Origin of the sequence: Pseudomonas sp. WS 5146 (assembly GCF_012985495.1) — a bacterium.
Taxonomy (GTDB): domain Bacteria; phylum Pseudomonadota; class Gammaproteobacteria; order Pseudomonadales; family Pseudomonadaceae; genus Aquipseudomonas; species Aquipseudomonas edaphica.
Genome location: NZ_JAAQWL010000002.1, coordinates 435,214 through 455,366 on the forward strand (window position 1 = coordinate 435,214; position 20,153 = coordinate 455,366).

Here is a 20,153-nt window from a genome sequence, read left to right on the forward strand (position 1 = left end):
GGGAGGTGCGTATGGGTGACGAGCACAAACGTCAGGACGAGCCGGAGCACGAGCAGGCCCGGCGGCAACGCGAAGAAGACAAGCCGCAGACCTGGAAACATCCGGACGACGGCACCGAGCTGTCCGAGCGCGATCAGGAGCGACCGCTCAAGCCGTGAATTCCAAGGCGATGATGATCAAACTGTGGGAGCTGGCTTGCCTGCGATGGCGGCGGGTCAGTCTCTACATCTGTGCCTGACACACCGCTATCGCAGGCAAGCCAGCTCCCACAATGTTTCTGTGTTCAGCCCACTATCGGCGTACACAACTCCACCAGCGTGCCATCCGGGCAGCGCACATAAGACACCACTTGCCCCCAGGGCTTGGTGCTCGGTGGCGACAGCTCCTTCGCACCGTGTAACAGCGCCTTGGCATGGGCGACGAATACATCCTCGGTGACAAACCCCACCTCCATCCCCAGCGGTTTTCGGGAGGCGTGCGCCTCGACGTGCCCGCCGTCGAAGTTCATTTCGCCCAGTTCATGCGCGGCAAACGACAGCGTGGTGTCCCCCGTTTCCAGCTCGCCATAAGTGCCGGATTCATGCAAAAACCGGCGACTGAACCCAAAGGCTGCTTCAAAGAATGCCAGTGACGCGGCAACGTCGGGCACATAGATAATGGTGTAGGCGAATTTCAAGATAGGCAGTCCTTGCAGAAAAAGTGACAGTTCATGAAGCCAATACTGAGATAGGAAAACCCCACGCCAGCACCCAATAGGCCACTGCCGCGGCCAGGCATAAGCCAATAAACACCCGCGTCAGTGTCCTGACGGTAGGGTTGGCAATGAACCGGACGACCCAGAGGCAGAGCCCGGCCACGACCATGGCCAAGGCAATAATGACCAGCACGATGGCGTTCCTTTGACCTTCAAGCGCTGATTTATAGTCCCAAAGGCGCCGGATGAACAGTGTTCACATAGACGCAGCCCCGCGGGCTTTCTAAACTGCGGCTTGTCTTGGGGAAAGGGGCAGGCGCCGATGAATCGCAATGAATTACGCAAGGCCGACATCAACCTGATGGTGGTCTTCGAAGCACTGATGCTCGAGCGCAATGTGACGCGGGTGGCAGAGAAGCTGTTTCTCGGCCAGCCGACCATCAGTTCGGCGCTCAACCGCTTGCGCACCTTGTTCAACGACCCACTGTTTATTCGCGTCGGCCACCGCATGGAGCCCACCGCGCGGGCCGAGGAGATTATCCAGCACCTGTCGCCGGCCCTGGACTCTTTGTCGTCGGCCTTGAGCCTGACCCACGATTTCGACCCGACCCAAAGCACCATGACCTTCCGCATCGGCCTGTCCGATGACGTCGAGTTCGGCCTGCTGCCGCCGCTGCTGCGGGCCTTGCGTCAGGAAGCGCCGTTGGTGGTGTTCGTGGTGCAACACGTCGATTACTGGCGCATCCCCGACCTGCTGGCTTCCGGCGATATCACCGTGGGCATCACCCAGACCCGCGGCCTGCCGGCCAATGCCAAGCGCAAGTTGTTACGGCATATTCGCCCCTGCCTGTTGCGCGCTGACGCCTCGGACACACCGCTGACCCTTGACGAATATTGCGCCCGTCCCCACGTGCTGGTGTCTCACACCGCCAACGTGTCGGGGTTTGCCGACGAGTGGCTGGCCGAGATTGGTCGCAAGCGCCACGTGGTGCTGTCCGTACCTCAGTACAGCGCATTGCCGGCGTTGCTCGCCGGCACCGACATGATCGCCAGCCTGCCGGATTACACCGCCCATGCCATGGCCGCCGGCGGCAACCTGTTTTGCGAGCCGTTCCCGTTCGAAACCCCGACCCTGGACCTGTCCATGGTCTGGCTCAGCCACGTCGACACGGACCCTGCCGAACGTTGGATGCGTTCACGGCTGGAAGCGTTCATGAGTGAACGCGACAGGCTGCCGGTAATCGCGGAAAAATCTTGAGATAAGCCTTCAGGGAGATCCACCGATGACTTCATCCCGTTCTTTGCTGCGTGGGCGCGGCAGTCATGACAGCGGCAAGGTGGGCATGGTCGAGCTGTTTTTCGACCTGGTGTTCGTGTTCGCCGTGACCCAGTTGTCCCACTCGCTGCTGGCCCACCTGAGCCTCGGCGGCGCGGTGCAGGTGGCGCTGATGATGGTCGCGGTGTGGTGGGTGTGGATCTTCACCTCGTGGATCACCAACTGGCTGGACCCGGAAAAAATCCCTATCCGCATCGGCTTGTTCGGCTTGATGGTCGCCGGCTTGTTGCTGTCTTCATCAATCCCCAAAGCCTTTACCGATCGCGGCCTGTTGTTCGCCGGCGCTTACGTCTTCATGCAGGTGGGCCGCACGCTGTTTGCGTTGTGGGCCGTTCGCGGCGAGTCGCTGAACATGACCCGCAACTTCCAGCGGATCCTGGCGTGGATGCTGTGTTCCGGGGTGTTCTGGCTCACCGGCGGCCTGCTCGAAGGCGAGCAACGCCTGGCTTTCTGGGCGCTGGCGCTGCTGATAGAACTGATATCGCCGTCGGTGTTTTTCTGGGTGCCAGGGCTTGGGCGCTCGACCCTGGCGGACTGGAATGTCGAAGGCAACCACATGGCCGAGCGTTGCGGCCTGTTTGTGATTATCGCCCTGGGTGAATCCTTGCTGGTGACCGGCGCCACGTTCGCCGAGTTGCCGTGGAGCGTCGAAGGCCTGGGTGCTTTCCTGGTGGCCGTGGTGGGCAGTATTGCGCTGTGGTGGATCTATTTCGACAGCGGCGCCGAGCGCGCCCATCACCGGATTGCCAGCTCCGCCGACCCCGGCCGCCAGGCGCGTATCGCCTACACCTATCTGCATGTGCTGATCGTCGCCGGGATCATCGTCAGCGCGGTGGCCGACGAACTGGTGCTGGTGCATCCAGGGCATGCCAGCCAGGCGGGCGTGCTGGCGATGATTGCCGGGCCGTTTTTGTTTTTGCTCGGCAGTGCGTTGTTCAAGTGGGTGATGAGTGACCGACCGTTGCCACCGCTCTCGCACCTGGGCGGGCTGCTGATGTTGCTGGTGCTGTTGCCGCTGGGGTTGCAGCATATGTTTTCGGCGCTGGCGCTGGGCGCGTTGACCACGGCGGTGTTGGTGATCGTGGCGTTCTGGGAAAATCGTTCGCTGCGGGGGCTGACCGAAGTTTCACATTGAAATCGGTCTGCCTTCGTTCAACTGCATGCTATATGTAGGTTTCTTTTCAAGCCCACTCGGAGCTTTTCATGCCGCACCTGCACCTGGAATACACCGCCAACCTGACCGGCCTTGCCGTCGAGAAAACCCTGCTGCGCCTGAACAACGTGCTGATGGCGTCCGGGCAGTTCGGTTCCGAGTTCGATATCAAGAGCCGCGCAATCAAGGTCGAGAGTTTCCAGGTGGGCACTTCCCTCAGCCCGCGCGGTTTTATTGCGGTAAAGCTCTCGCTGCTCAGCGGGCGCTCACCGCAGGTCAAGCAGCAGTTGTCGGAAAGCTTGTTGGCGGCCCTGCAGGACGCGGCTGAGTGGCCGGCCGATCTGCAGGTTCAACTCAGTGTGCAGTTGATGGACATGGATCGTGATTCCTACAGCAAAGTCGCTATCGGCTAAGGGTTACAACAAGCATTGATCGGCGCACACCTTGACGATCTGCTCGCGAAACCAGGTATTGGCGCTGTCCTGGCCACTGGTTTCATTCCACTGCATGTCCAGGGTAAACCCCGGCAACCCGTTCGGCGCTTCGCAATGGCCGAACACGGTGGCCGGGGCCAGCAGCTTTTGCACGCGACGGGGCAGGGTGACGATAAAGTCGGTGCCACTGATCATCTTCAAGGCGGCGCTGTAGCTGTTGGCACGGGCAATCACCTGGCGCTTGTGAGCCTGGCGTGCCAGCCAGCCGTCGATCATGTTGGTGTCGGAGGTCCAGGGCGCGGGGAACACGTGGCGCCGTTCGACAAACGATTGCAGGCTGAAGGCCGGCTCGCGCGGCGTGGCGCGTTTATCAAACACACACACTAAATCGTCTTCCAGCAGCATCTGGGTCTTGAAGTCTTTGTGGGCACGGTGAAAGTGCGGGCCGAAGCAAATCACCAGGTCGAGACGGCCTTCGCGCAGGTCCTCGGCGGGCAGCTCGGTTTCCAGCTTTTGCACATTGATGATCACCGGCAAGTCGGCTTGGTCGAAGTTCTTCAACAGGCGTGGCAGGATCAGTTGCTCGAAGTATTCCGGGGCACAGACATTGAAGGTCACCGCCTGCTGCGTCGGGTCGAAGGCCTGGCTGCCGGCATGGCACAGGTTGATGCTTTCAAGGATCTTCTGCACGTGTTCGTACATGGTTGTGGCCTTGTACGTCGGGCGCATGCCGGCCCGCGTGTTGATAAACAGCTCATCCTCAAAACTGGTGCGCAGCTTCTTCAGGCTGTAGCTCACGGTTGACTGACTGACGAACAGCGTCTCGGACACATCGGTAACGCTGCTCTGGTCATAGACGGCGATAAACACCATCAAGTCCTGCATATCAAGCTTTCTGAGCAAGTTACTGTTTAGCATCGGTTTCGTCCGTAAACCCTTTGTACCGAACTCAGTACAAGACTGGCAAAAGCTTAACGGAACGGTCGTACCAATAGAAAGCGCTGTAGGGCGTTTCTATGTTTGGTGTGGGACATAAAATGTTGGCAATACGACGTCAGTGAATATGTCGGCTGTAATGCTTTGGGTTCAAGCGTGTGACGATCAGCACAGTGACCACCAGGCCACAGCAGGTCGAGGGGTTGCGGGCTGAAGATGACTGATCGTTCCCACGCTCCGCGTGGGAACGCAGCCCAGGACGCTCCGCGTCCCAAGAGCGGACGCGGAGCGTCCATTGAGGCATTCCCACGCGGAGCGTGGGAACGATCATCAGCTCCCACAGGGGACCGTGGTGTCAGCTAGCGCGAATCACGTGCTTGATCTCCTGAAACGCCGCCAACCCCCACGGCCCCAGCTCGCGGCCGATACTGCTCTGCTTGTAGCCGCCCCATGCCGTCTGCGGGAAGATCACCTGCGGTGCGTTGATCCACACCAGGCCCGCCTGCAAGGCATTGGCCACGCGTTCGGCGGCTTCGGCATTGGCGCTCACCACACTGGCGACCAGGCCGAAATCGCTGTCGTTAGCCAGGGCGATGGCCTCGGCTTCAGTGGTAAAACGTCGTACACACAGCACCGGGCCGAAGATCTCTTCATTCCACAAGGCGCTGCCTGATGGCACGTCGGTAAACACTGTCGGGCGAATGAAAAAGCCTTTTTCCAGATCAGCCGGGCGATCGCCGCCGCACAACAAGCGCGCGCCTTGGTCGATACCACGCTGGATATGCCCCAGCACCCGCTGATACTGCGCACGGTTGATCAGCGCGCCCATCTCCACATCCTCGGCAAACGGGTCGGCCACGCGAATCCCTTCAGCCCGCGCCTGCAAACGCTGCAGGAATTCATCCGCCAGGTTGTCGGCTACCAACACGCGACTGGTGGCCGAACAGATCTGCCCGGCATTGAAAAAACCACCGCCACAGGCCAGCTCCACTGCTAGGTCGAGGTCGGCATCGGCCAGCACCAGCAATGAGGATTTGCCGCCCAGTTCCAGGCTCACACCCTTGATGGTTTCGGCGGCGCGCTGCATCACCTGCACGCCCACCGCATTGCTGCCGGTAAAGGAAATTTTCGCCACGCGACGGTCCGCAGCCAGCGGCGCACCGACCGCCAGCCCCGTGCCACACACCAGGTTAAACACACCCGCCGGGAAGCCTGCTTCGGCAATAATCCGCGCCAATTGCAACTCCGCCAGGGGCGTGACTTCCGACGGCTTAAGCACCACGCAGCAACCGGCCGCTAACGCGGGGGCAAGCTTCCAGGCGGTGGTCACCATCGGGAAGTTCCACGGCACGATCAAACCCACCACGCCACAGGGTTCGCGGCGCATGCGTGCGCTGAAATCGTCGCTGGGCAATGCCACCTTGCAGTCTTGACCTGCGTCCATCGCGTCGCAGATTCCCGCGTAGTATTCGAAGGTGGCGATCACGTCATCCACATCAATACTCGCTTCAAACAGCGGCTTGCCGTTGTTGCTCGACTGCAACTGCATCAGTTGTTCACGCTGCTCGCTCACACCTTGGGCGACCTTGCGCAACAGGGCGCCGCGATCACGGCCACTGCTTTTCGACCAGTCGACAAAAGCCGCGCTGGCTGCGTCGACCGCCAGTTCCACTGCTGAGGCATCGCCCACGCTGACATGGGCCAAGGTCGCTTCGGTAGCCGGGTTGATCACCTCCAGCACCTCGTGGCCCGCCTGCCATTGGCCGTTGATAAACACACCGTTCAAGACTGCGCTCATACCGTCACCTCCTGCATCCAGAGCCCTTGGTTGATTTCAATCAGTGTCGGCCCCTGGCGATCCGCGGCGGCGCGCAACGCGCTGCGCAATTGCTCGACGCCCTGGATACTTTCTACGGCGCAACCCAAGGCCTTGGCTACGCCGATAAAGTCCGGGGTGTAGATGTCCACACCGACCGGTTCGATGGCGCGGTTGAGCATGTATTTCTTGATCTCTTCATAGCCCTGGTTATTCCACAGCAGCACAATCACTGGCACCTGCGCCTCTACCGCGCTGGCCAGTTCCGGCAGGGAAAATTGCAGGCCGCCGTCGCCGATCAGGCACACCACCGGCTGGCCGTCACCTCGGCCCAGCCAGGCACCGACTGCAGCGGGCAGGGCGTAGCCCAAGGTGCCGTAGCCGGTGGAGGAGTTGAACCAGCGGCGTGGGTGGTCAAGATTCAGTGTCAGGTTGCCGCTGTACACCGGCTGGGTGGAGTCGCCCACCAGCACGGCGTTGGGCAGCGCTTGCAGCACGGTGTTGAGGAACAGGGTTTGTGCGCGGGTGGCAGCGTCCCAGTTGGGCGCCAGTTCGGCCCACAAACGCGCGACTCGTTCAGCGCCCCAATCGCGGTTGCGGGCAGGCAATGGGGTTTTATCCAATTCGGCGAGCAAGGCGTCGGCGGCTATCTGTGCATCGGCTACCAGTGCCACGTGCGGCGGGTAGTTGCGTACAGTCTGGTCGGGGTCGATGTCGATACGCAGCAGTGCGCCGGGGATCTCGAAGCCGCCGGCGAAGGTCACGTCGTAGTCGGTTTCTGCCAGCTCTGTGCCGATGGCCAGCACTACGTCGGCTTCAGCGACCAGCGCACGGGTGGCGACCAGGGTTTGCGTCGAGCCGATCAGCAGCGGGTGGGTCGATGCCAGCATGCCTTTGGCATTGATGGTCAGCGCCACCGGCGCGCCGAGGATGTCGGCCAGGCGCGTCAGCTCTGGCGCGGCATCGATGGCACCGCCACCGGCCAGGATCAGCGGGCGTTTGGCCGCTGCGAGCAATTGGCTCATCTGCTTGACCGCCGACGGCGACGCACCGGCGCGGGCAACGCTGACCGGCTCGCTGCCCAGCAACGCGTCGGCATTCTCCACCAGCACATCCAGCGGGATTTCGATATGCACCGGGCGTGGTCGCCCCGCCTGGAACAACGCAAACGCCCGCGCCAGCACGCCAGGCAACTCCGCCGCCGACATCAACGTGTGGGAGAACGCCGCCACGCCGGCGATCATCGCGCTCTGGTTCGGCAGCTCATGCAGTTTGCCGCGCCCGCCGCCCAATTGGCTGCGCGACTGCACGCTGGAAATCACCAGCATCGGGATCGAGTCGGCGTAGGCCTGGCCCATGGCAGTGGTGATATTGGTCATGCCCGGGCCGGTGATGATGAAGCACACGCCGGGTTTGCCGCTGGTGCGTGCATACCCGTCGGCCATGAAGCCGGCGCCCTGTTCGTGGCGCGGGGTGACATGGCGGATGCCGGAATGCGCCAGGCCGCGATACAGCTCAACGGTGTGTACGCCGGGAATGCCGAACACCTGGTCCACGCCGTAGCTTTCCAGGAGGTTGACCAATACTTCGCCGCAGGTCGCCATACATGTCGCTCTTGTTATGGATTCGAGGCGCTATTGGAGCGGCTGGCCCGTAGCGGCAACAATCGATAAAAAGTCATACTAGCCATGTCCCCACGTCATGGCTCACGCACGATGAAACGCCTTCCGCCGCTGCCTGCGCTGCACACGTTTTGGGTCACTGCCCAGTGCTGCAACTTCACCCGCGCCGCCGAGCAACTGCACATCACCCAGGGCGCAGTGAGCCGCCAGATTGCCGGCCTGGAAAGCCATTTGGGTTACGCCCTGTTTCAGCGCCAGGCACGGGGCTTGAGCCTGACCGAAGAAGGCCGCGAGTGGTCACTGCGTGCGCAGCAAGTATTCGGCCTGATCGGTGACGCGGTGGAGCAGATCGGCAGCCGCCGCGCGACCCTGCAACTCAAGGCCTCCACCTGCGTGATGCGCTGGCTGCTGCCGCGCCTGTTGCAATGGCAGAAGGAGCGCCCGGATGTGCCGGTGGAACTCACCACCACCGTGGCCTATACCGTGGACTTTCGTCGTGAGCAATTTGATGCGGCGGTGATCTATGCGCCCATCGCCGAGCAGTCGGCTGAGGCACGGCACCTGTTTGATGAGCAACTTACGCCAGTGTGCGCACCGGCGCTGCTCGGCGCTTTGGATACCCCGGCAGACTTGCAGCAACAAGTGCTGCTGCACCCCACGCGGGACGAGCGGGATTGGGCGTTGTGGTTAAAGGCGGCGAATACGCGGTTGAGCAACCTGGCCCAGGGGCATCATTTCGAGACGCTGGACCTGGCCATGACGGTGGCGTCACAAGGCTCAGGTGTGGCGATTGGCGACAGTGCGCTGATTGGTGAGGATGTGAAAGCCGGGCGGCTGGCGACGCCGTTTGAACTGCGGGTGCCGACGGGGATGGGCTATTACCTGGTGTACCCGCCGGGGATTGAGCCGTCGGCTGGGCTGCAAGCGTTGATGGCGTGGCTGGTGAGCGAGGCACACCAGTCTTAACACTGAGTATCCAACTGTGGGAACCGGGTTTGTGTGGGAGCTGGCTTGCCTGCGATGCGGGCAACTCGGTCTATCTGTTAAACCGAGCTGATGCCATCGCAGGCAAGCCAGCTCCCACACAAGCCAGTTCCCTCAGAGTCAGTAACCGACGGTGAAGCGTTGGCGCGAGTGCTTCGGCGATTCCACTTCGTCGATCAGGGCGATGGCAAAGTCAGCAAAACTGATCCAGCTACGGCCCTCGGCGCTTACCAGCAGATCATCCTGGCCCAGACGGAATTTCCCGGTGCGCGCGGTTTCAACAAACTCCGCCGATGGCGACAGGAAGGTCCAATCCAGTTCTTTTTCCTGACGCAGCACGTCGAGAAACTCAGCCCCGGCGCTGGCTTCGGCTTTGTATTCAGCCGGGAAACCCTCGCTGTCGATCACTCGACTGCCACCTGGCAACAACAGCGAACCCGCACCGCCCACCACCAGCAGGCGTTTCACGCCGGCTTTTTTTACCGGGCCGATCACGGCGCTGGCGGGCAGGGTGGCGAAGTGCGCCGCACTGATCACCACGTCGTTGCCGCTCACTGCTTGCTGCAAGGCCGTTGCATCAAGGGCGTCGACCTTTTTAACGGTAAGGCCTGGGCGTGCGGCCAGCGTGTCGGTGTTACGCGCAATGGCAGTAACGGTATGCCCACGACGCAGCGCTTCTTCCAGCAGTTGGCTACCGGCACGGCCGGTGGCACCAATGATTGCAATCTTGCTCATGACGTTCTCCAGTACGTTAGGGTTTAAAACCAATCACCACTTCATTTCGCCCTTGGCGACTTTGGCACCCAGTTCCAGGCTGCTTTCGTCTTTAAGGTTCGGGTAACGCTTTTTCATCGCCGCGATCAGCGCAGTCGAATCCTTGGCCTTGGCGGTCTCGATATCGAAGGCCTTGATGTAGTCGGCGGTAAAGGCCACGGACTGCACGGTCGGTGTGCCCAGGTAGTGGCCAGGGATCACGGTGGCCGGTTTCAGGTCCTGGATACGTTGCAGGGTGGCCAGCCAGTCGGTGTGGGATTTGGCGGTTTGCGTGTCGGCCATCCACACGTGGGTGTTTTCAAACACCACGACGCCACCGACGACCGCCTTGATCGAGGGGATCCACACAAAGGTGCGCTCAGGTTGCGGACCGTCCAGGCCGATCACTTCCAGGCTTTTGCCTTCCAGCGTCAGGGTATGGCCCTGCAACACCTGCGGGATGATGGCTTTGCTTGGCTTGTCGGCGCCGAGTTTCGGGCTCCAGAACGCGATTTTTTGCTCGACGGTGGCCTTGATATGGTCCACCACCGGCTGGGTGGCCAGCACTTTGGCGTCGGGGAACGCGGCGGTCAGGGTGTCGAGGCCGAAGTAGAAGTCCGGGTCGCCGTCGCTGACGTAGATGGTGGTGAGGTGTTTGCCGCTGCTGCGGATTTTCTGCACCAGTTGCTCGGCTTGGGTCTTGCCGAACTGGGCGTTGACCAGGATGAGGTCTTTTTCACCGCTGACCAGTACCGAGCTGACCGGCATCATGGCCGAGGTGCCAGGGTTGTAGGCATCCAGCTTCAGGTCGGCAGCCGCAGCATGGGCAGCGAACGCCAGGGCGGCCGAAGCCAGGGCAAATCGTTTAAGTACCGAGATCATGTGCAGCTCCAGCAGCAGGTAAGTGATGCACAGAGCTTAGTTGCACCAAACACAACAAAAAATGCGATGCTTGGACATAGTTTGTTTCTAAAAGCGTGCAAATCATGGATCGTCTTCAAGCAATGCGGGTGTTTGTCACGGTAGTTGACCTGGGCAGCCAGTCCGCCGCCGCCGATCAGTTGGACCTGTCGCGGCCGGTGGTCTCGCGCTATCTGGCTGAACTTGAGGATTGGGTCGGTGCGCGCTTGATGCATCGCACCACGCGCAAGCTCAGCCTCACCGCGGCCGGCAGTGAAACGCTGCCGCGCTGCCGGCAAATGCTGGAGCTGTGCAGTGACATACAGGCGGCCGTCAGTGAGCCGGATGAAGCGCCGCGTGGCCAGTTGCGCCTGAGTGTCAGCAGCTCATTCGGCCAGGCGCAGTTGGCGGATGCCGTGGCCGAATTCGTCAAGCGCTTCCCGTTGGTCAGCATCGACCTGCAGATGCTCGACCGCACGGTAAACCTGGTGGATGAGCGTATCGACCTGGCCATCCGCACCAGCTTTGAGCTGGACCCCAACCTGATCGCGCGCAAGCTCACGCTGTGTCGCTCGGTGATCTGCGCGTCACCGGCGTACCTGCTGGAACACCCGCAGCCTCGGCAAGTCCACGACTTGGCGGAGCACAACTGCCTGACGCATTCTTACTTCGGCAAAAGCCTGTGGCACTTCACCGAGAACGGCGAAGCAGTCTCGGTGGCGGTGCAGGGCAATATCACCGCCAACGAGGCCACGACCTTGCTGCGGGTGACGCTGGCGGGCGCCGGGGTGGCGCGGCTGCCCAGTTATCAGGCGGGGGACTACATCCGCAGTGGCGAATTGATCCGGCTGCTGCCCGAGGCTGAGCCGCAGCAAATGAACGTCTACGCCGTGTATGCCTCGCGTAAACACATGCCGTTGGCGTTGCGCAGCCTGCTGGATTTTCTGGTGCTGCGGTTCCCGGAAGAGCCGGTGTGGGATATCGGTCTGTAAAGCCGACATAAAGATGTTGAATGACGCCCAATAATGGCAACTCGCCCTGACTGACCTATGCTTTAAACAGCACCGAGTCGATCTATTCAGAGGTGTGCCATGACCCTAAAAATTAGAAAGTACCTGATGATTTTCATCCTGTGCGCGTTGGCTACCGCGCTGTACGGCACGGCCGCCTATCGGGTTGAACAGACCCGTATGCAACCGACCTTTGCGATCAGTTGCCATCAGGATCTGTGTGTGCCGCGTACCGGTAGTTTCAGCGCGCTCAGGTAGGCTGTGATCGTTCCCACGCTCCGCGTGGTAATGCAGCCCAGGACGCTCCGCGTCCCGCGTCAATCCGCCTTCAGCTGCTCGCGAAACGCCTTGGGCGAAAACCCCACCCGGCGGCGGAACAGCCGGGAGAAGTTGGTCGGGTCGGAAAACCCCAACACCTCCGACATTTCATTGATGGTCATGCTGGTGTAGGTCAGCAAGCGCTTGGCTTCCAGCAACTGGCGGTCATGCATGATCTGCAAGGCAGGCTGGCCACCCAATTCCCTGCACGTACCGTTCAGGTGTGAGACCGAGATACCCAGCTTGTGCGCCAGGTCTTCAATCTTCGGGTGTTCGCGGTAATGCTGCTCGACCAACTGCGTAAAGCGCCGAAAATATTCACGCCCACGCGGCGCGCGCGGATGGCGGCGCTGGATCGCCTGGCGGCTGATCCACACCAGCAGCACGCTGACCAGGGCATGCATCATCATGTCGCGGGCCGGTTGTTCATCGGCGTACTCATCCTGCAGTCGGGCGAACAGGCTGTTGAGGTAATCGCTGTCCTTGCCGGCGGGGTAATTGCCCAGGGCCTGCAAACCGTCCACCGTCGCGCCCAACTGTGTCTGCAAATGGCTGACCAGCGGCGCGGCCAGCGTCAGGATAAAACCTTCCACATCTTCAGAAAACCGAAACCCGTGTACACACAACGGCGGCAGCACCTGCAAGGTGGCTTCGCTGAGGGTAGTACGCTGGCCTTCGATTTCCAGCTGCGCCTGGCCTCTGTGTACGTACAGCAACTGGCACAGGTCCGCGTGCCGGTGGGGTTGGATTTCCCACTGGTATTCCCGGCTCCGTCGGGAAATGGTTTCACAGTGCAACAAATCCGGAGTCGGCCATTGCTGACTTTCTCCGTAAAGCTTGAAGACCGGAATCGCGGTACTGGCAGTTTTGGTCATGGTTTCAATCCGATACTCAGGATAGTGGTGCGGTAATCGCCCCAATTGGCAAAAAGCGCAGGCTTTGTCTCAGTTTTCACCTTCTTATGGCGGCCACTCAAGTGAAAAATGATCAGCAACAGGATGAATGACAACTCTTTCACCCTATCCGTTCGGGTGAAGCTTGCGAGCCATAAAAATAATGAAAACGCTGAAAACCCAAGTCGCCATTATTGGCGCCGGTCCCTCCGGATTGCTGCTCGGCCAACTGCTGCATAACGCTGGTATCCAGACCCTGATTCTAGAGCGCCAGAGCGCCGATTACGTGCAAGGCCGTATCCGCGCCGGTGTGCTGGAACAAGGCATGGTCGACCTGCTGCGCGAGGCGGGCGTCAGCCGACGCATGGACACCGAAGGCCTGGTGCATGACGGCTTTGAGTTGGCACTCAATGGCCAACTGACCCATATCGACCTCAAAGGCTTGACCGGCGGTCAGTCGGTGATGATCTACGGCCAGACCGAAGTCACCCGCGACCTGATGGCCGCCCGCGAGGCTGCCGGGGCTGTGACACTGTACGAAGCGCGCGACGTGCAGCCCCATGACCTTAAAACTGATCGGCCCTGGCTCACCTTCGAACATGCCGGCGAAACCTATCGCCTGGACTGCGACTACATCGCCGGGTGCGACGGTTTCCACGGGGTGGCGCGCCAGGCGATTCCGCCTGAGGCGTTGCAGGTGTTCGAGCGCGTCTATCCGTTCGGCTGGCTGGGCATCCTCGCCGATACACCGCCGGTGCATGACGAGCTGGTGTATGCCAAACATTCGCGTGGCTTTGCGTTGTGCAGCATGCGTTCGCCGACCCGCAGCCGCTATTACCTGCAGGTGCCGGTCGATGAGCCTCTGGATGATTGGTCGGATGAGCGTTTCTGGGCCGAGCTGAAAACCCGCCTGCCCAGCCAGTTGGCCGAGCAACTGGTCACCGGGCCGTCAATCGAAAAAAGCATCGCGCCGCTGCGCAGCTTTGTGGTGGAGCCGATGCAGTACGGGCGCCTGTTCCTGCTCGGTGACGCCGCGCATATCGTGCCGCCCACCGGCGCCAAAGGCTTGAACCTGGCGGCCAGTGATGTGAGCACGCTGTTTCGGATCATGCTCAGGGTGTACCGCGAGGGCCGCGTGGACTTGCTGGAAAAATACTCGGCCATCTGCCTGCGCCGGGTGTGGAAGGCCGAGCGGTTTTCCTGGTGGATGACCTCGATGTTGCACCAGTTCCCGGACGCCGACGGCTTCAGCCAGCGAATTGCCGAGAGCGAGCTTGAGTATTTCATCCATTCGCAGGCGGGGCGCAAAACCATCGCAGAAAATTACGTCGGACTTCCTTACGAAGCTATCGAGTAGCCTGCTATCGTATCCAGCATTCCCGCAGGCTCTTCCTTGCCTGCGGGCCTTGCTCGAAGGTTCTGCCGTGACCAGCCTCAACCAACCCGCTCAGCCCGTTCCTGCCGTTCGCAGTGTGCTCGCCGCCTTGATGCTGGCGATTTTCCTCGGCGCCCTGGACCAGACCATTGTCGCCGTGTCCATGCCGGCGATTTCCGCGCAGTTTCACGATGTAAACCTGCTGGCCTGGGTGATCTCCGGCTACATGGTGGCGATGACCGTGGCCGTACCGATCTACGGCAAGCTCGGCGACCTGTACGGGCGCCGGCCGATGATGTTGATCGGCATGGGTGTGTTCACCCTGGCCTCGCTGTTTTGCGGCATGGCGCAAAGCATGGAGCAGTTGGTGCTGGCGCGGATTCTCCAGGGCATCGGTGCCGGCGGGATGATCTCGGTCAGCCAGGCGATCATTGGCGACATCATCGCGCCCCGTGAGCGTGGGCGTTACCAGGGCTATTTCAGCAGCATGTACGCGGTGGCCAGTGTGGCCGGGCCAGTGCTGGGCGGCTACATGACCGAATACCTGTCGTGGCGTTGGGTGTTTTTGATCAACCTGCCGCTGGGCGCCGGCGCCTGGTATGTGGCGCACCGCACACTGGTAGGGCTGCCGGTGCCGCAGCGCAAGCCGATTATCGATTACCTCGGCACCGTGCTGATGATCATCGGCCTGACCGCCTTGCTGCTGGGCATCACCGAAATCGGCCAGGGCCATCATTGGCGTGACGAGCAAGTACTGGGGCTGTTGGCCTGCGCGTTGGTGGCCTTGACGGTGTTCGTGTGGCACGAACGCCGGGCGCGCGAGCCATTGTTGCCGATGCACCTGTTCGCCAATCGCAGCGCAGTGCTGTGCTGGTGCACGATTTTCTTCACCAGCTTCCAGGCGATTTCCCTGACGGTGTTGATGCCGTTGCGTTATCAGACGGTGACCGGCTCGGGGGCCGACAGCGCCGCCTTGCACTTGCTGCCATTGGCCATGGGCTTGCCGATGGGGGCCTATTTCGCCGGGCGCATGACCTCGGTGACCGGGCGTTATAAACCGATGATCCTCACCGGCGCATGCTTGAGCCCGCTGGCGATTCTCGGCATGGCCTACAGCGCGCCGCAGGCGGTGGAGCTTACGGCGGTGTTTATGCTGCTGTGCGGGATTGCGGCGGGGATGCAGTTTCCGACGTCCCTGGTGGGTACACAGAACTCGGTGGAGCAGCGCGACATTGGCGTGGCCACCAGCACGACTAACCTGTTCCGCTCGTTGGGCGGGGCGGTCGGTGTGGCGTGCATGTCGGCACTGCTGTTGGCGTTGTTGCAGGATTCCAGCTTTGCGCATTTGGCCAGCGGCGCGCTGGGGGCTGAAGGCAGTTCCGGCAACGTGTTGCTCGACGGCCTCAACGCCGCGCCGGGGCCTGCGCAGGATGCCTTGCGCGGGGAGCTGGCGGTGACATTCCGGCATTTGCTGATGGTGAGTGCGGCGGTGTCGTTGCTGGGGTTGGCGGCGGCCATTGCGATGCCCAATCGTGTGCTGCGTGGGCGTGAAGACAAAGCACGTTAACTGACACAACGATGATCAAACTGTGGGAGCAGGCAAGCCAGCTCCCACAATGGATTGCATTCCAACTCAGATCAGGGGCTGTAGTACCCAACCGCCACCATAAAATGCCCGGCCTTGCGCACGTACGCATGCTTGTTCTCAACCTTGTCGGTCACCGGGTTCTTCCAGCGGTACTTGTATTCGCCCTGATCCTGCTCGGCCATCAGCTTCAGAATGGGTTCACCCACCGGCTTGCCATCCGGGTCTTTGATCTTGCGAAAGTCGGTATTGACCAGTCGCAAGTTGGTGCCATGCGCCACATACCGCCCGGTGTTCAGATCGACCACAAACACATACAAATCATCCTGCAGAAACCCGCCCTGCAATGAATTGATCGCCTTGAGCGTGCCTGCCTCATCCTTGACCAGCGCCTTCACAGCCTTGTTGCGCAACGCTCGGGCCTGTTCCGGAGTGGCCCTTGGCAGGTAGTAACCCACCGCCAGGATGCGTTCACCCACGCGCTGATAAAACACGTGCTTGTGCTCAACCTTGCCGTCGTTCCAGTTCTGCCAGCGGTAGTCGGCTTGTTGGATGCCCTGGCCTTCGGGCACGGTCAGCGCCTGTTTGAACGAAGCTTGCAGGTCTGGCCCGAGCACCTCGGACACATCACGGCCGATCAATGCAGAGGAAGGCCCGCCGCTGGCTAACAACACGCCCTTGGTGTCGACCACGAACACATAGCGGTCATGGTCGATAAACTCACCCTGGCGGCTGAACGCGGCGAAGGCTTTGTCGCCGTTGCTTTGGAAGTAAGTCACAGCCTTTTCCAGTAGAGCCTTGGCGGCCCGAGCGTCCTCATCCTGAGTGGTCGCGTGCACCTGGCTGAACCCCAACAGCAGCAGGCAGGTGAGTCGGAGCAATCCCTTCATTACCGATCCCTCGTTATGGTTGATGTGAGCACAGCGTAGACGGCTCCTGCTCAGGGCGCCGCCAGCCACTGATTGACGATGCCTTCATACACCCCGGTGGCCATGCTCAGGTGCAGCCACTGGTCGACGTAGCTTTTCCACGCCACATCATCGCGGGGCAGCAGGAAGGCCTTTTCGCTGTATTGCATCTGCCGCTCGGGGTTGACCGCACACAGCCCAGGTTTCTGTTTTTGCTGGAAGCGCGCTTCGCTGGCGTCGGTGATCATCACGTCGGCTTTGCCCGCCAGCAGTTCGTCGAAAATCGTCACGTTGTCATGCAGGCGGATTTGCGCCTTGGCCAGGTGGGCGCGGGCAAACACCTCGTTGGTGCCGCCCGCCGGCTCGATCACACGCACCTGCGGCTGGTTGATCTGCTCGACGCTCTGGTAGCGCTGTACATCGGCGCAGCGCACCAGCGGGATCTTGCCATCGACGCCGAGAGGCTGGCTGAAGAAGGCTTTTTTCTGGCGTTCCAACGACACCGAAATACCGCCCACCGCGATGTCGCAGCGCTGGGCGAGGAAGTCCGGCATCAGGGTTTTCCAGGTAGTGGGCACCCATTTGATGTTGGCGTTGAGGCTCTTGGCCAGGGACTCGGCCATGGCGATATCAATGCCTTCGTAGCGCCCATCGGCACGCAGCGAGGTGTAGGGCTTGTAGTCGCCGGTGGTGCAGACGGTGAGGGTGCCGTTTTGCAGCACCTCGTCCAGGCGTGAATCGGCCAGGGCGTGGGTGGCCACGCTTGCCAGTAAACAGAAGGCCAGGGGAGCTTTCATGCGGTCAAATCCTTGGGGCATGCTCGGGTCGCCATTATTTCCAGCTATGCGCAGGGATGGCAATTGTTTAGCCAGGCTGCAACCAAACTCCGTCAACCCTGAATTGAACAACCTTTGTGGGCGTGTGACGCTGCCGGGCATCTACCTCACTGTGAATCTCGCATGGACGGCTCCCCTGACACTCACCTCGCGACACTGCCGTCCGCGCTGGCCTTCTGGGCCTTGTTCCACTGCCGACACGCGCGCCCACCGGATACCTTTCTCTTACGTTGATTTGCCCCATGAATGACGCGCACCTGTGCGCCTGCCTGACGCAAACGTATGAGAGTTCCCATGAGTGTTTTTGCCAGCCTGCAAGAAGCCCAGTCTTTTCTTGAACAGCACTCGGACATCGAAATGTTCGAGCTGTTTATCCTCGACAACAACGGCGTGCCACGCGGCAAGTTGCTGCACCGCGATGAGCTGCTGGCGGTGTATGAAAGTGGCCGCCCGTTGCCCAGCACCATCCTGGGCCTGACGATTAACGGCGATGACGTGGAAAACTCCGGGCTGGTGTGGGAAGTCGGCGATATCGACTGCCGCGCCTACCCGGTCAGCGGCAGCTTGCAGCGTATGCCGTGGCGCCTGATCCCGACAGCCGCCGTGCAAGTCAGCATGCACCCCACCGAAGGCTTGCCGGCCACCGTGGCTGACCCTCGACATTTGCTGGCCAAGGTGATCGACGACCTCAAGGCCGACGGTTATTACCCGGTGATGGCGGCGGAGTTGGAGTTTTACCTGCTCGACCAGAAACCCGACAGCAACGGCCGCCCACAACCGGCACGGGATGTGGACGGCAATCGCCCGCGCTCGACCCAGGTGTACGGCCTGCGTGAGCTGGAGCAAATCGAGCCGTTCCTGGCCGACCTCTACAGCGCTTGCAAGCTGCAAGGCATTCCGGCGCGCACGGCGATTTCCGAGTATGCGCCGGGCCAGGTGGAAATCACCCTGGAACATCGCGCCGATGCCCTGCAAGCCATGGACGAAGCGGTGCGCTACAAGCGTCTGGTCAAGGGCGTGGCGCATAAGCACGCAATGACCGCCTGCTTTATGGCCAAGCCATTCGATGACTTGGCGGGCACCGGCATGCACATGCATGTGAGCCTGGCGGATGCCCAGGGCAATAACCTGTTCGCCAGCGAGGCCGCCGATGGCACGCCGCTGCTGCGCCAGGCGGTGGGCGGCATGCTCAGCACCTTGCTCGATTCGCTGCTGATGTTTTGCCCGAATGCCAACTCTTATCGGCGCTTCCAGACCAACAGCTATGCGCCGCTGGCGGCCACCTGGGGCGTGGATAACCGTACCGTCAGCTTGCGCGTACCGGGCGGGCCGGCTCATTCGCGGCATATCGAACACCGGATTTGCGGGGCCGACGCCAACCCATACCTGGCGGCTGCTGCCATCCTGGCGGGTATTCACCGAGGCATTCGCGAGCAGCGCGACCCCGGTGCGCCGGTGGAAGGTAACGGATACGCCCAGGCCAAGGAGTTGCTGCCCACTGACTGGCTGACCACCTTGCGTGCGCTGGAGGGTTCAAGCTGGGCACGGGAGGCGTTCGGCAGTGAATTCCTCGGCGTCTATTTGGCGGTGAAACGTGAGGAATATCGTCAGTTCATGGGGGAGGTGGGCGAGCAGGATTGGCGCTGGTATCTGCATCAGGCGTGATCCGCTGGCAGCAGATTTGGATACACCGAAGAGCTGCTTTTCTGTGGGCGCTGGCTTGCCTGCGAAGGCATCAACTCGGTGTACCCGATGTACCGAGGTGCCAGCATCGCAGGCAAGCCAGCTCCCACAGTCGAACGTCGGTGTTTTACAGGCGTCACGGTTTCAACCTTTTTTTCACGTTGCAGTGGTTAAGCTGCGGATCAAGGTCGTTCACCACCGTTCCACCCACATGAGCCCGCGATGTCGCCACAACCTCCATCCTCTATCGAGATCGAATTCACCGAGCGCTGTGACCGCGAGCATGCGCAGGTCTGCGGCGACACGCGTCCGCCCGCGCTGCTCAAGCGTCTGGCGGCCTGGCGCGATGAACGGCTGGTGCGCCAAGCGTTGAAAGTGGCCGGTGAGCCTGGGTTGATTCTCGACCTGGCGTGTGGCTCCGGCCGGTTTTGGCCCGTGTTGGCCGAACACGTCAACCGGGTGATCCTGGCATCCGACAACTCCCAGGACATGCTCGACCATGCGCGCACCCATCACCCGGCGGCGTTGCTCAAACGGGTCAAAACGTTCCAGGGTTCGGCGTTTTCCATCGGTCTGTCGGCCAACGCCGTGGACTGTATTTTCTGTTTGGAACTGTTTCGTCATGTGCCCAGCAGCGACGTACGCATGGCGCTGTTGCGCGAATTCCACCGTGTCAGTCGCGACACAGTGATTGTCGCGGTGAGCTCGCGCACACCGGTGGAGGACGAATTCCGCCAGGCCGGTTTCAAGGTCCTCCATCAGCAGGAGTTCCTGCCGGGCTCCAAGCTGTGGCGTGTCTACGTCTTGCGTAAGAGAGGCTAAGTCCCGCCTGTCGGACTATTCTTCCTCTCTTGTCAGAGTTTTCATGATGGTGTGTGCACTGCGGATGCTCGCAAGTCCCTTTCGCGATATATACT

The 20,153-nt window shown here is 61.2% G+C and carries 21 protein-coding genes; 11 read left to right on the forward strand and 10 right to left on the reverse strand.

Features of this window, described 5'->3' with window-relative positions:
• Positions 1-5 precede the first annotated feature (5 nt).
• Complete coding sequence (locus tag HBO41_RS06545; protein WP_157786503.1) at positions 6-158, forward strand: hypothetical protein; 153 nt, start codon at positions 6-8, stop codon at positions 156-158.
• Between the two features lie 125 nt (positions 159-283).
• Here HBO41_RS06545 and HBO41_RS06550 read toward each other — a convergent pair whose 3' ends face one another.
• Together HBO41_RS06550 and HBO41_RS06555 are read right to left on the reverse strand one after the other, a co-directional pair.
• Positions 284-676, reverse strand: coding sequence for a VOC family protein (locus tag HBO41_RS06550; protein WP_017137361.1), 393 nt, complete (start codon positions 674-676; stop codon positions 284-286).
• A gap of 31 nt (positions 677-707) precedes the next feature.
• On the reverse strand, positions 708-887 hold the full coding sequence (locus HBO41_RS06555; protein WP_017137362.1) for a hypothetical protein: 180 nt from the start codon (positions 885-887) through the stop codon (positions 708-710).
• Positions 888-1,016: 129 nt separating this feature from the next.
• On the opposite strand from HBO41_RS06555, the gene HBO41_RS06560 reads away from it, so the two are divergent.
• The 3 genes from HBO41_RS06560 (at position 1,017) to HBO41_RS06570 (ending at position 3,596) form a co-directional block, all read left to right on the forward strand.
• Positions 1,017-1,952 carry a LysR substrate-binding domain-containing protein gene (locus tag HBO41_RS06560; protein ID WP_017137363.1) on the forward strand — a complete coding sequence of 312 codons (936 nt, stop codon included), beginning with the start codon at positions 1,017-1,019 and terminating at the stop codon, positions 1,950-1,952.
• A 25-nt stretch (positions 1,953-1,977) separates the two neighbouring features.
• A complete protein-coding gene (locus HBO41_RS06565; RefSeq protein ID WP_169985522.1) occupies positions 1,978-3,165 on the forward strand; it encodes a low temperature requirement protein A in 1,188 nt (395 codons plus the stop codon).
• A gap of 68 nt (positions 3,166-3,233) precedes the next feature.
• Complete coding sequence (locus tag HBO41_RS06570) at positions 3,234-3,596, forward strand: 5-carboxymethyl-2-hydroxymuconate Delta-isomerase (RefSeq protein ID WP_099548650.1); 363 nt, start codon at positions 3,234-3,236, stop codon at positions 3,594-3,596.
• A 3-nt stretch (positions 3,597-3,599) separates the two neighbouring features.
• Here the strand turns inward: HBO41_RS06570 and HBO41_RS06575 are convergent, their stop codons facing one another.
• The 3 genes from HBO41_RS06575 to HBO41_RS06585 all read right to left on the reverse strand — a co-directional run bounded on the left by HBO41_RS06575 (position 3,600) and on the right by HBO41_RS06585 (position 7,973).
• Positions 3,600-4,535, reverse strand: a complete 936-nt coding sequence (locus HBO41_RS06575; RefSeq protein ID WP_099548651.1) for a LysR family transcriptional regulator — start codon at positions 4,533-4,535, stop codon at positions 3,600-3,602.
• A 373-nt stretch (positions 4,536-4,908) separates the two neighbouring features.
• Positions 4,909-6,351 carry an aldehyde dehydrogenase family protein gene (locus HBO41_RS06580; protein WP_099548652.1) on the reverse strand — a complete coding sequence of 481 codons (1,443 nt, stop codon included), beginning with the start codon at positions 6,349-6,351 and terminating at the stop codon, positions 4,909-4,911.
• The gene (locus HBO41_RS06585) at positions 6,348-7,973 is read right to left on the reverse strand and encodes a 5-guanidino-2-oxopentanoate decarboxylase (RefSeq protein ID WP_169985524.1); all 1,626 of its coding nucleotides are present in this window, start codon (positions 7,971-7,973) and stop codon (positions 6,348-6,350) included. The genes HBO41_RS06580 and HBO41_RS06585 overlap by 4 nt, the downstream gene beginning before the upstream one ends.
• Positions 7,974-8,084: 111 nt before the next feature.
• On the opposite strand from HBO41_RS06585, the gene HBO41_RS06590 reads away from it, so the two are divergent.
• Positions 8,085-8,957 (forward strand): LysR substrate-binding domain-containing protein, encoded by an 873-nt coding sequence (locus HBO41_RS06590; protein WP_099548654.1) that lies wholly within the window; start codon positions 8,085-8,087, stop codon positions 8,955-8,957.
• A 138-nt stretch (positions 8,958-9,095) separates the two neighbouring features.
• Here HBO41_RS06590 and HBO41_RS06595 read toward each other — a convergent pair whose 3' ends face one another.
• Positions 9,096-9,710 carry an NAD(P)-dependent oxidoreductase gene (locus HBO41_RS06595; protein WP_169985526.1) on the reverse strand — a complete coding sequence of 205 codons (615 nt, stop codon included), beginning with the start codon at positions 9,708-9,710 and terminating at the stop codon, positions 9,096-9,098.
• Positions 9,711-9,743: 33 nt separating this feature from the next.
• A complete protein-coding gene (locus tag HBO41_RS06600; RefSeq protein WP_017137371.1) occupies positions 9,744-10,610 on the reverse strand; it encodes an MBL fold metallo-hydrolase in 867 nt (288 codons plus the stop codon).
• A 104-nt stretch (positions 10,611-10,714) separates the two neighbouring features.
• Between HBO41_RS06600 and HBO41_RS06605 the strand changes: the two genes are divergently transcribed.
• Together HBO41_RS06605 and HBO41_RS06610 are read left to right on the forward strand one after the other, a co-directional pair.
• Positions 10,715-11,620, forward strand: coding sequence for a LysR family transcriptional regulator (locus tag HBO41_RS06605; protein ID WP_017137372.1), 906 nt, complete (start codon positions 10,715-10,717; stop codon positions 11,618-11,620).
• Positions 11,621-11,719: 99 nt separating this feature from the next.
• Positions 11,720-11,896, forward strand: a complete 177-nt coding sequence (locus tag HBO41_RS06610; RefSeq protein ID WP_017137373.1) for a hypothetical protein — start codon at positions 11,720-11,722, stop codon at positions 11,894-11,896.
• Positions 11,897-11,955: 59 nt separating this feature from the next.
• Here the strand turns inward: HBO41_RS06610 and HBO41_RS06615 are convergent, their stop codons facing one another.
• Positions 11,956-12,831, reverse strand: coding sequence for a helix-turn-helix domain-containing protein (locus HBO41_RS06615; protein ID WP_017137374.1), 876 nt, complete (start codon positions 12,829-12,831; stop codon positions 11,956-11,958).
• A gap of 190 nt (positions 12,832-13,021) precedes the next feature.
• On the opposite strand from HBO41_RS06615, the gene pobA reads away from it, so the two are divergent.
• Both pobA and HBO41_RS06625 read left to right on the forward strand, forming a co-directional pair.
• Positions 13,022-14,206: a 4-hydroxybenzoate 3-monooxygenase gene (gene pobA, locus HBO41_RS06620; protein WP_169985853.1), complete on the forward strand. Its 1,185-nt coding sequence runs from the start codon at positions 13,022-13,024 to the stop codon at positions 14,204-14,206.
• Positions 14,207-14,273: 67 nt separating this feature from the next.
• Positions 14,274-15,791, forward strand: coding sequence for an MDR family MFS transporter (locus HBO41_RS06625; RefSeq protein WP_169985528.1), 1,518 nt, complete (start codon positions 14,274-14,276; stop codon positions 15,789-15,791).
• Positions 15,792-15,862: 71 nt separating this feature from the next.
• On the opposite strand, the gene HBO41_RS06630 is transcribed toward HBO41_RS06625, so the two are convergent.
• Together HBO41_RS06630 and HBO41_RS06635 are read right to left on the reverse strand one after the other, a co-directional pair.
• On the reverse strand, positions 15,863-16,699 hold the full coding sequence (locus tag HBO41_RS06630; RefSeq protein WP_017137378.1) for a cache domain-containing protein: 837 nt from the start codon (positions 16,697-16,699) through the stop codon (positions 15,863-15,865).
• A gap of 50 nt (positions 16,700-16,749) precedes the next feature.
• On the reverse strand, positions 16,750-17,514 hold the full coding sequence (locus HBO41_RS06635; protein WP_169985530.1) for a transporter substrate-binding domain-containing protein: 765 nt from the start codon (positions 17,512-17,514) through the stop codon (positions 16,750-16,752).
• A 333-nt stretch (positions 17,515-17,847) separates the two neighbouring features.
• On the opposite strand from HBO41_RS06635, the gene HBO41_RS06640 reads away from it, so the two are divergent.
• Both HBO41_RS06640 and HBO41_RS06645 read left to right on the forward strand, forming a co-directional pair.
• Positions 17,848-19,218 carry a glutamine synthetase family protein gene (locus HBO41_RS06640; RefSeq protein WP_169985532.1) on the forward strand — a complete coding sequence of 457 codons (1,371 nt, stop codon included), beginning with the start codon at positions 17,848-17,850 and terminating at the stop codon, positions 19,216-19,218.
• A gap of 240 nt (positions 19,219-19,458) precedes the next feature.
• Positions 19,459-20,058 carry a class I SAM-dependent methyltransferase gene (locus tag HBO41_RS06645; RefSeq protein WP_017137381.1) on the forward strand — a complete coding sequence of 200 codons (600 nt, stop codon included), beginning with the start codon at positions 19,459-19,461 and terminating at the stop codon, positions 20,056-20,058.
• The last annotated feature ends 95 nt before the right edge of the window (positions 20,059-20,153 follow it).

Bases quoted from the DNA above. Each gene is read 5' to 3' on its own strand.
- HBO41_RS06560 (WP_017137363.1), top strand. From the start codon at position 1,017: ATGAATCGCAATGAATTACGCAAGGCCGACATCAACCTGATGGTGGTC.
- HBO41_RS06565 (WP_169985522.1), top strand. From the start codon at position 1,978: ATGACTTCATCCCGTTCTTTGCTGCGTGGGCGCGGCAGTCATGACAGC.
- HBO41_RS06570 (WP_099548650.1), top strand. From the start codon at position 3,234: ATGCCGCACCTGCACCTGGAATACACCGCCAACCTGACCGGCCTTGCC.
- HBO41_RS06575 (WP_099548651.1), bottom strand. From the start codon at position 4,535: ATGCTAAACAGTAACTTGCTCAGAAAGCTTGATATGCAGGACTTGATG.
- HBO41_RS06580 (WP_099548652.1), bottom strand. From the start codon at position 6,351: ATGAGCGCAGTCTTGAACGGTGTGTTTATCAACGGCCAATGGCAGGCG.
- HBO41_RS06585 (WP_169985524.1), bottom strand. From the start codon at position 7,973: ATGGCGACCTGCGGCGAAGTATTGGTCAACCTCCTGGAAAGCTACGGC.
- HBO41_RS06590 (WP_099548654.1), top strand. From the start codon at position 8,085: ATGAAACGCCTTCCGCCGCTGCCTGCGCTGCACACGTTTTGGGTCACT.
- HBO41_RS06595 (WP_169985526.1), bottom strand. From the start codon at position 9,710: ATGAGCAAGATTGCAATCATTGGTGCCACCGGCCGTGCCGGTAGCCAA.
- HBO41_RS06600 (WP_017137371.1), bottom strand. From the start codon at position 10,610: ATGATCTCGGTACTTAAACGATTTGCCCTGGCTTCGGCCGCCCTGGCG.
- HBO41_RS06605 (WP_017137372.1), top strand. From the start codon at position 10,715: ATGGATCGTCTTCAAGCAATGCGGGTGTTTGTCACGGTAGTTGACCTG.
- HBO41_RS06610 (WP_017137373.1), top strand. From the start codon at position 11,720: ATGACCCTAAAAATTAGAAAGTACCTGATGATTTTCATCCTGTGCGCG.
- HBO41_RS06615 (WP_017137374.1), bottom strand. From the start codon at position 12,831: ATGACCAAAACTGCCAGTACCGCGATTCCGGTCTTCAAGCTTTACGGA.
- HBO41_RS06630 (WP_017137378.1), bottom strand. From the start codon at position 16,699: ATGAAGGGATTGCTCCGACTCACCTGCCTGCTGCTGTTGGGGTTCAGC.
- HBO41_RS06635 (WP_169985530.1), bottom strand. From the start codon at position 17,514: ATGAAAGCTCCCCTGGCCTTCTGTTTACTGGCAAGCGTGGCCACCCAC.
- HBO41_RS06640 (WP_169985532.1), top strand. From the start codon at position 17,848: ATGAGTGTTTTTGCCAGCCTGCAAGAAGCCCAGTCTTTTCTTGAACAG.
- HBO41_RS06645 (WP_017137381.1), top strand. From the start codon at position 19,459: ATGTCGCCACAACCTCCATCCTCTATCGAGATCGAATTCACCGAGCGC.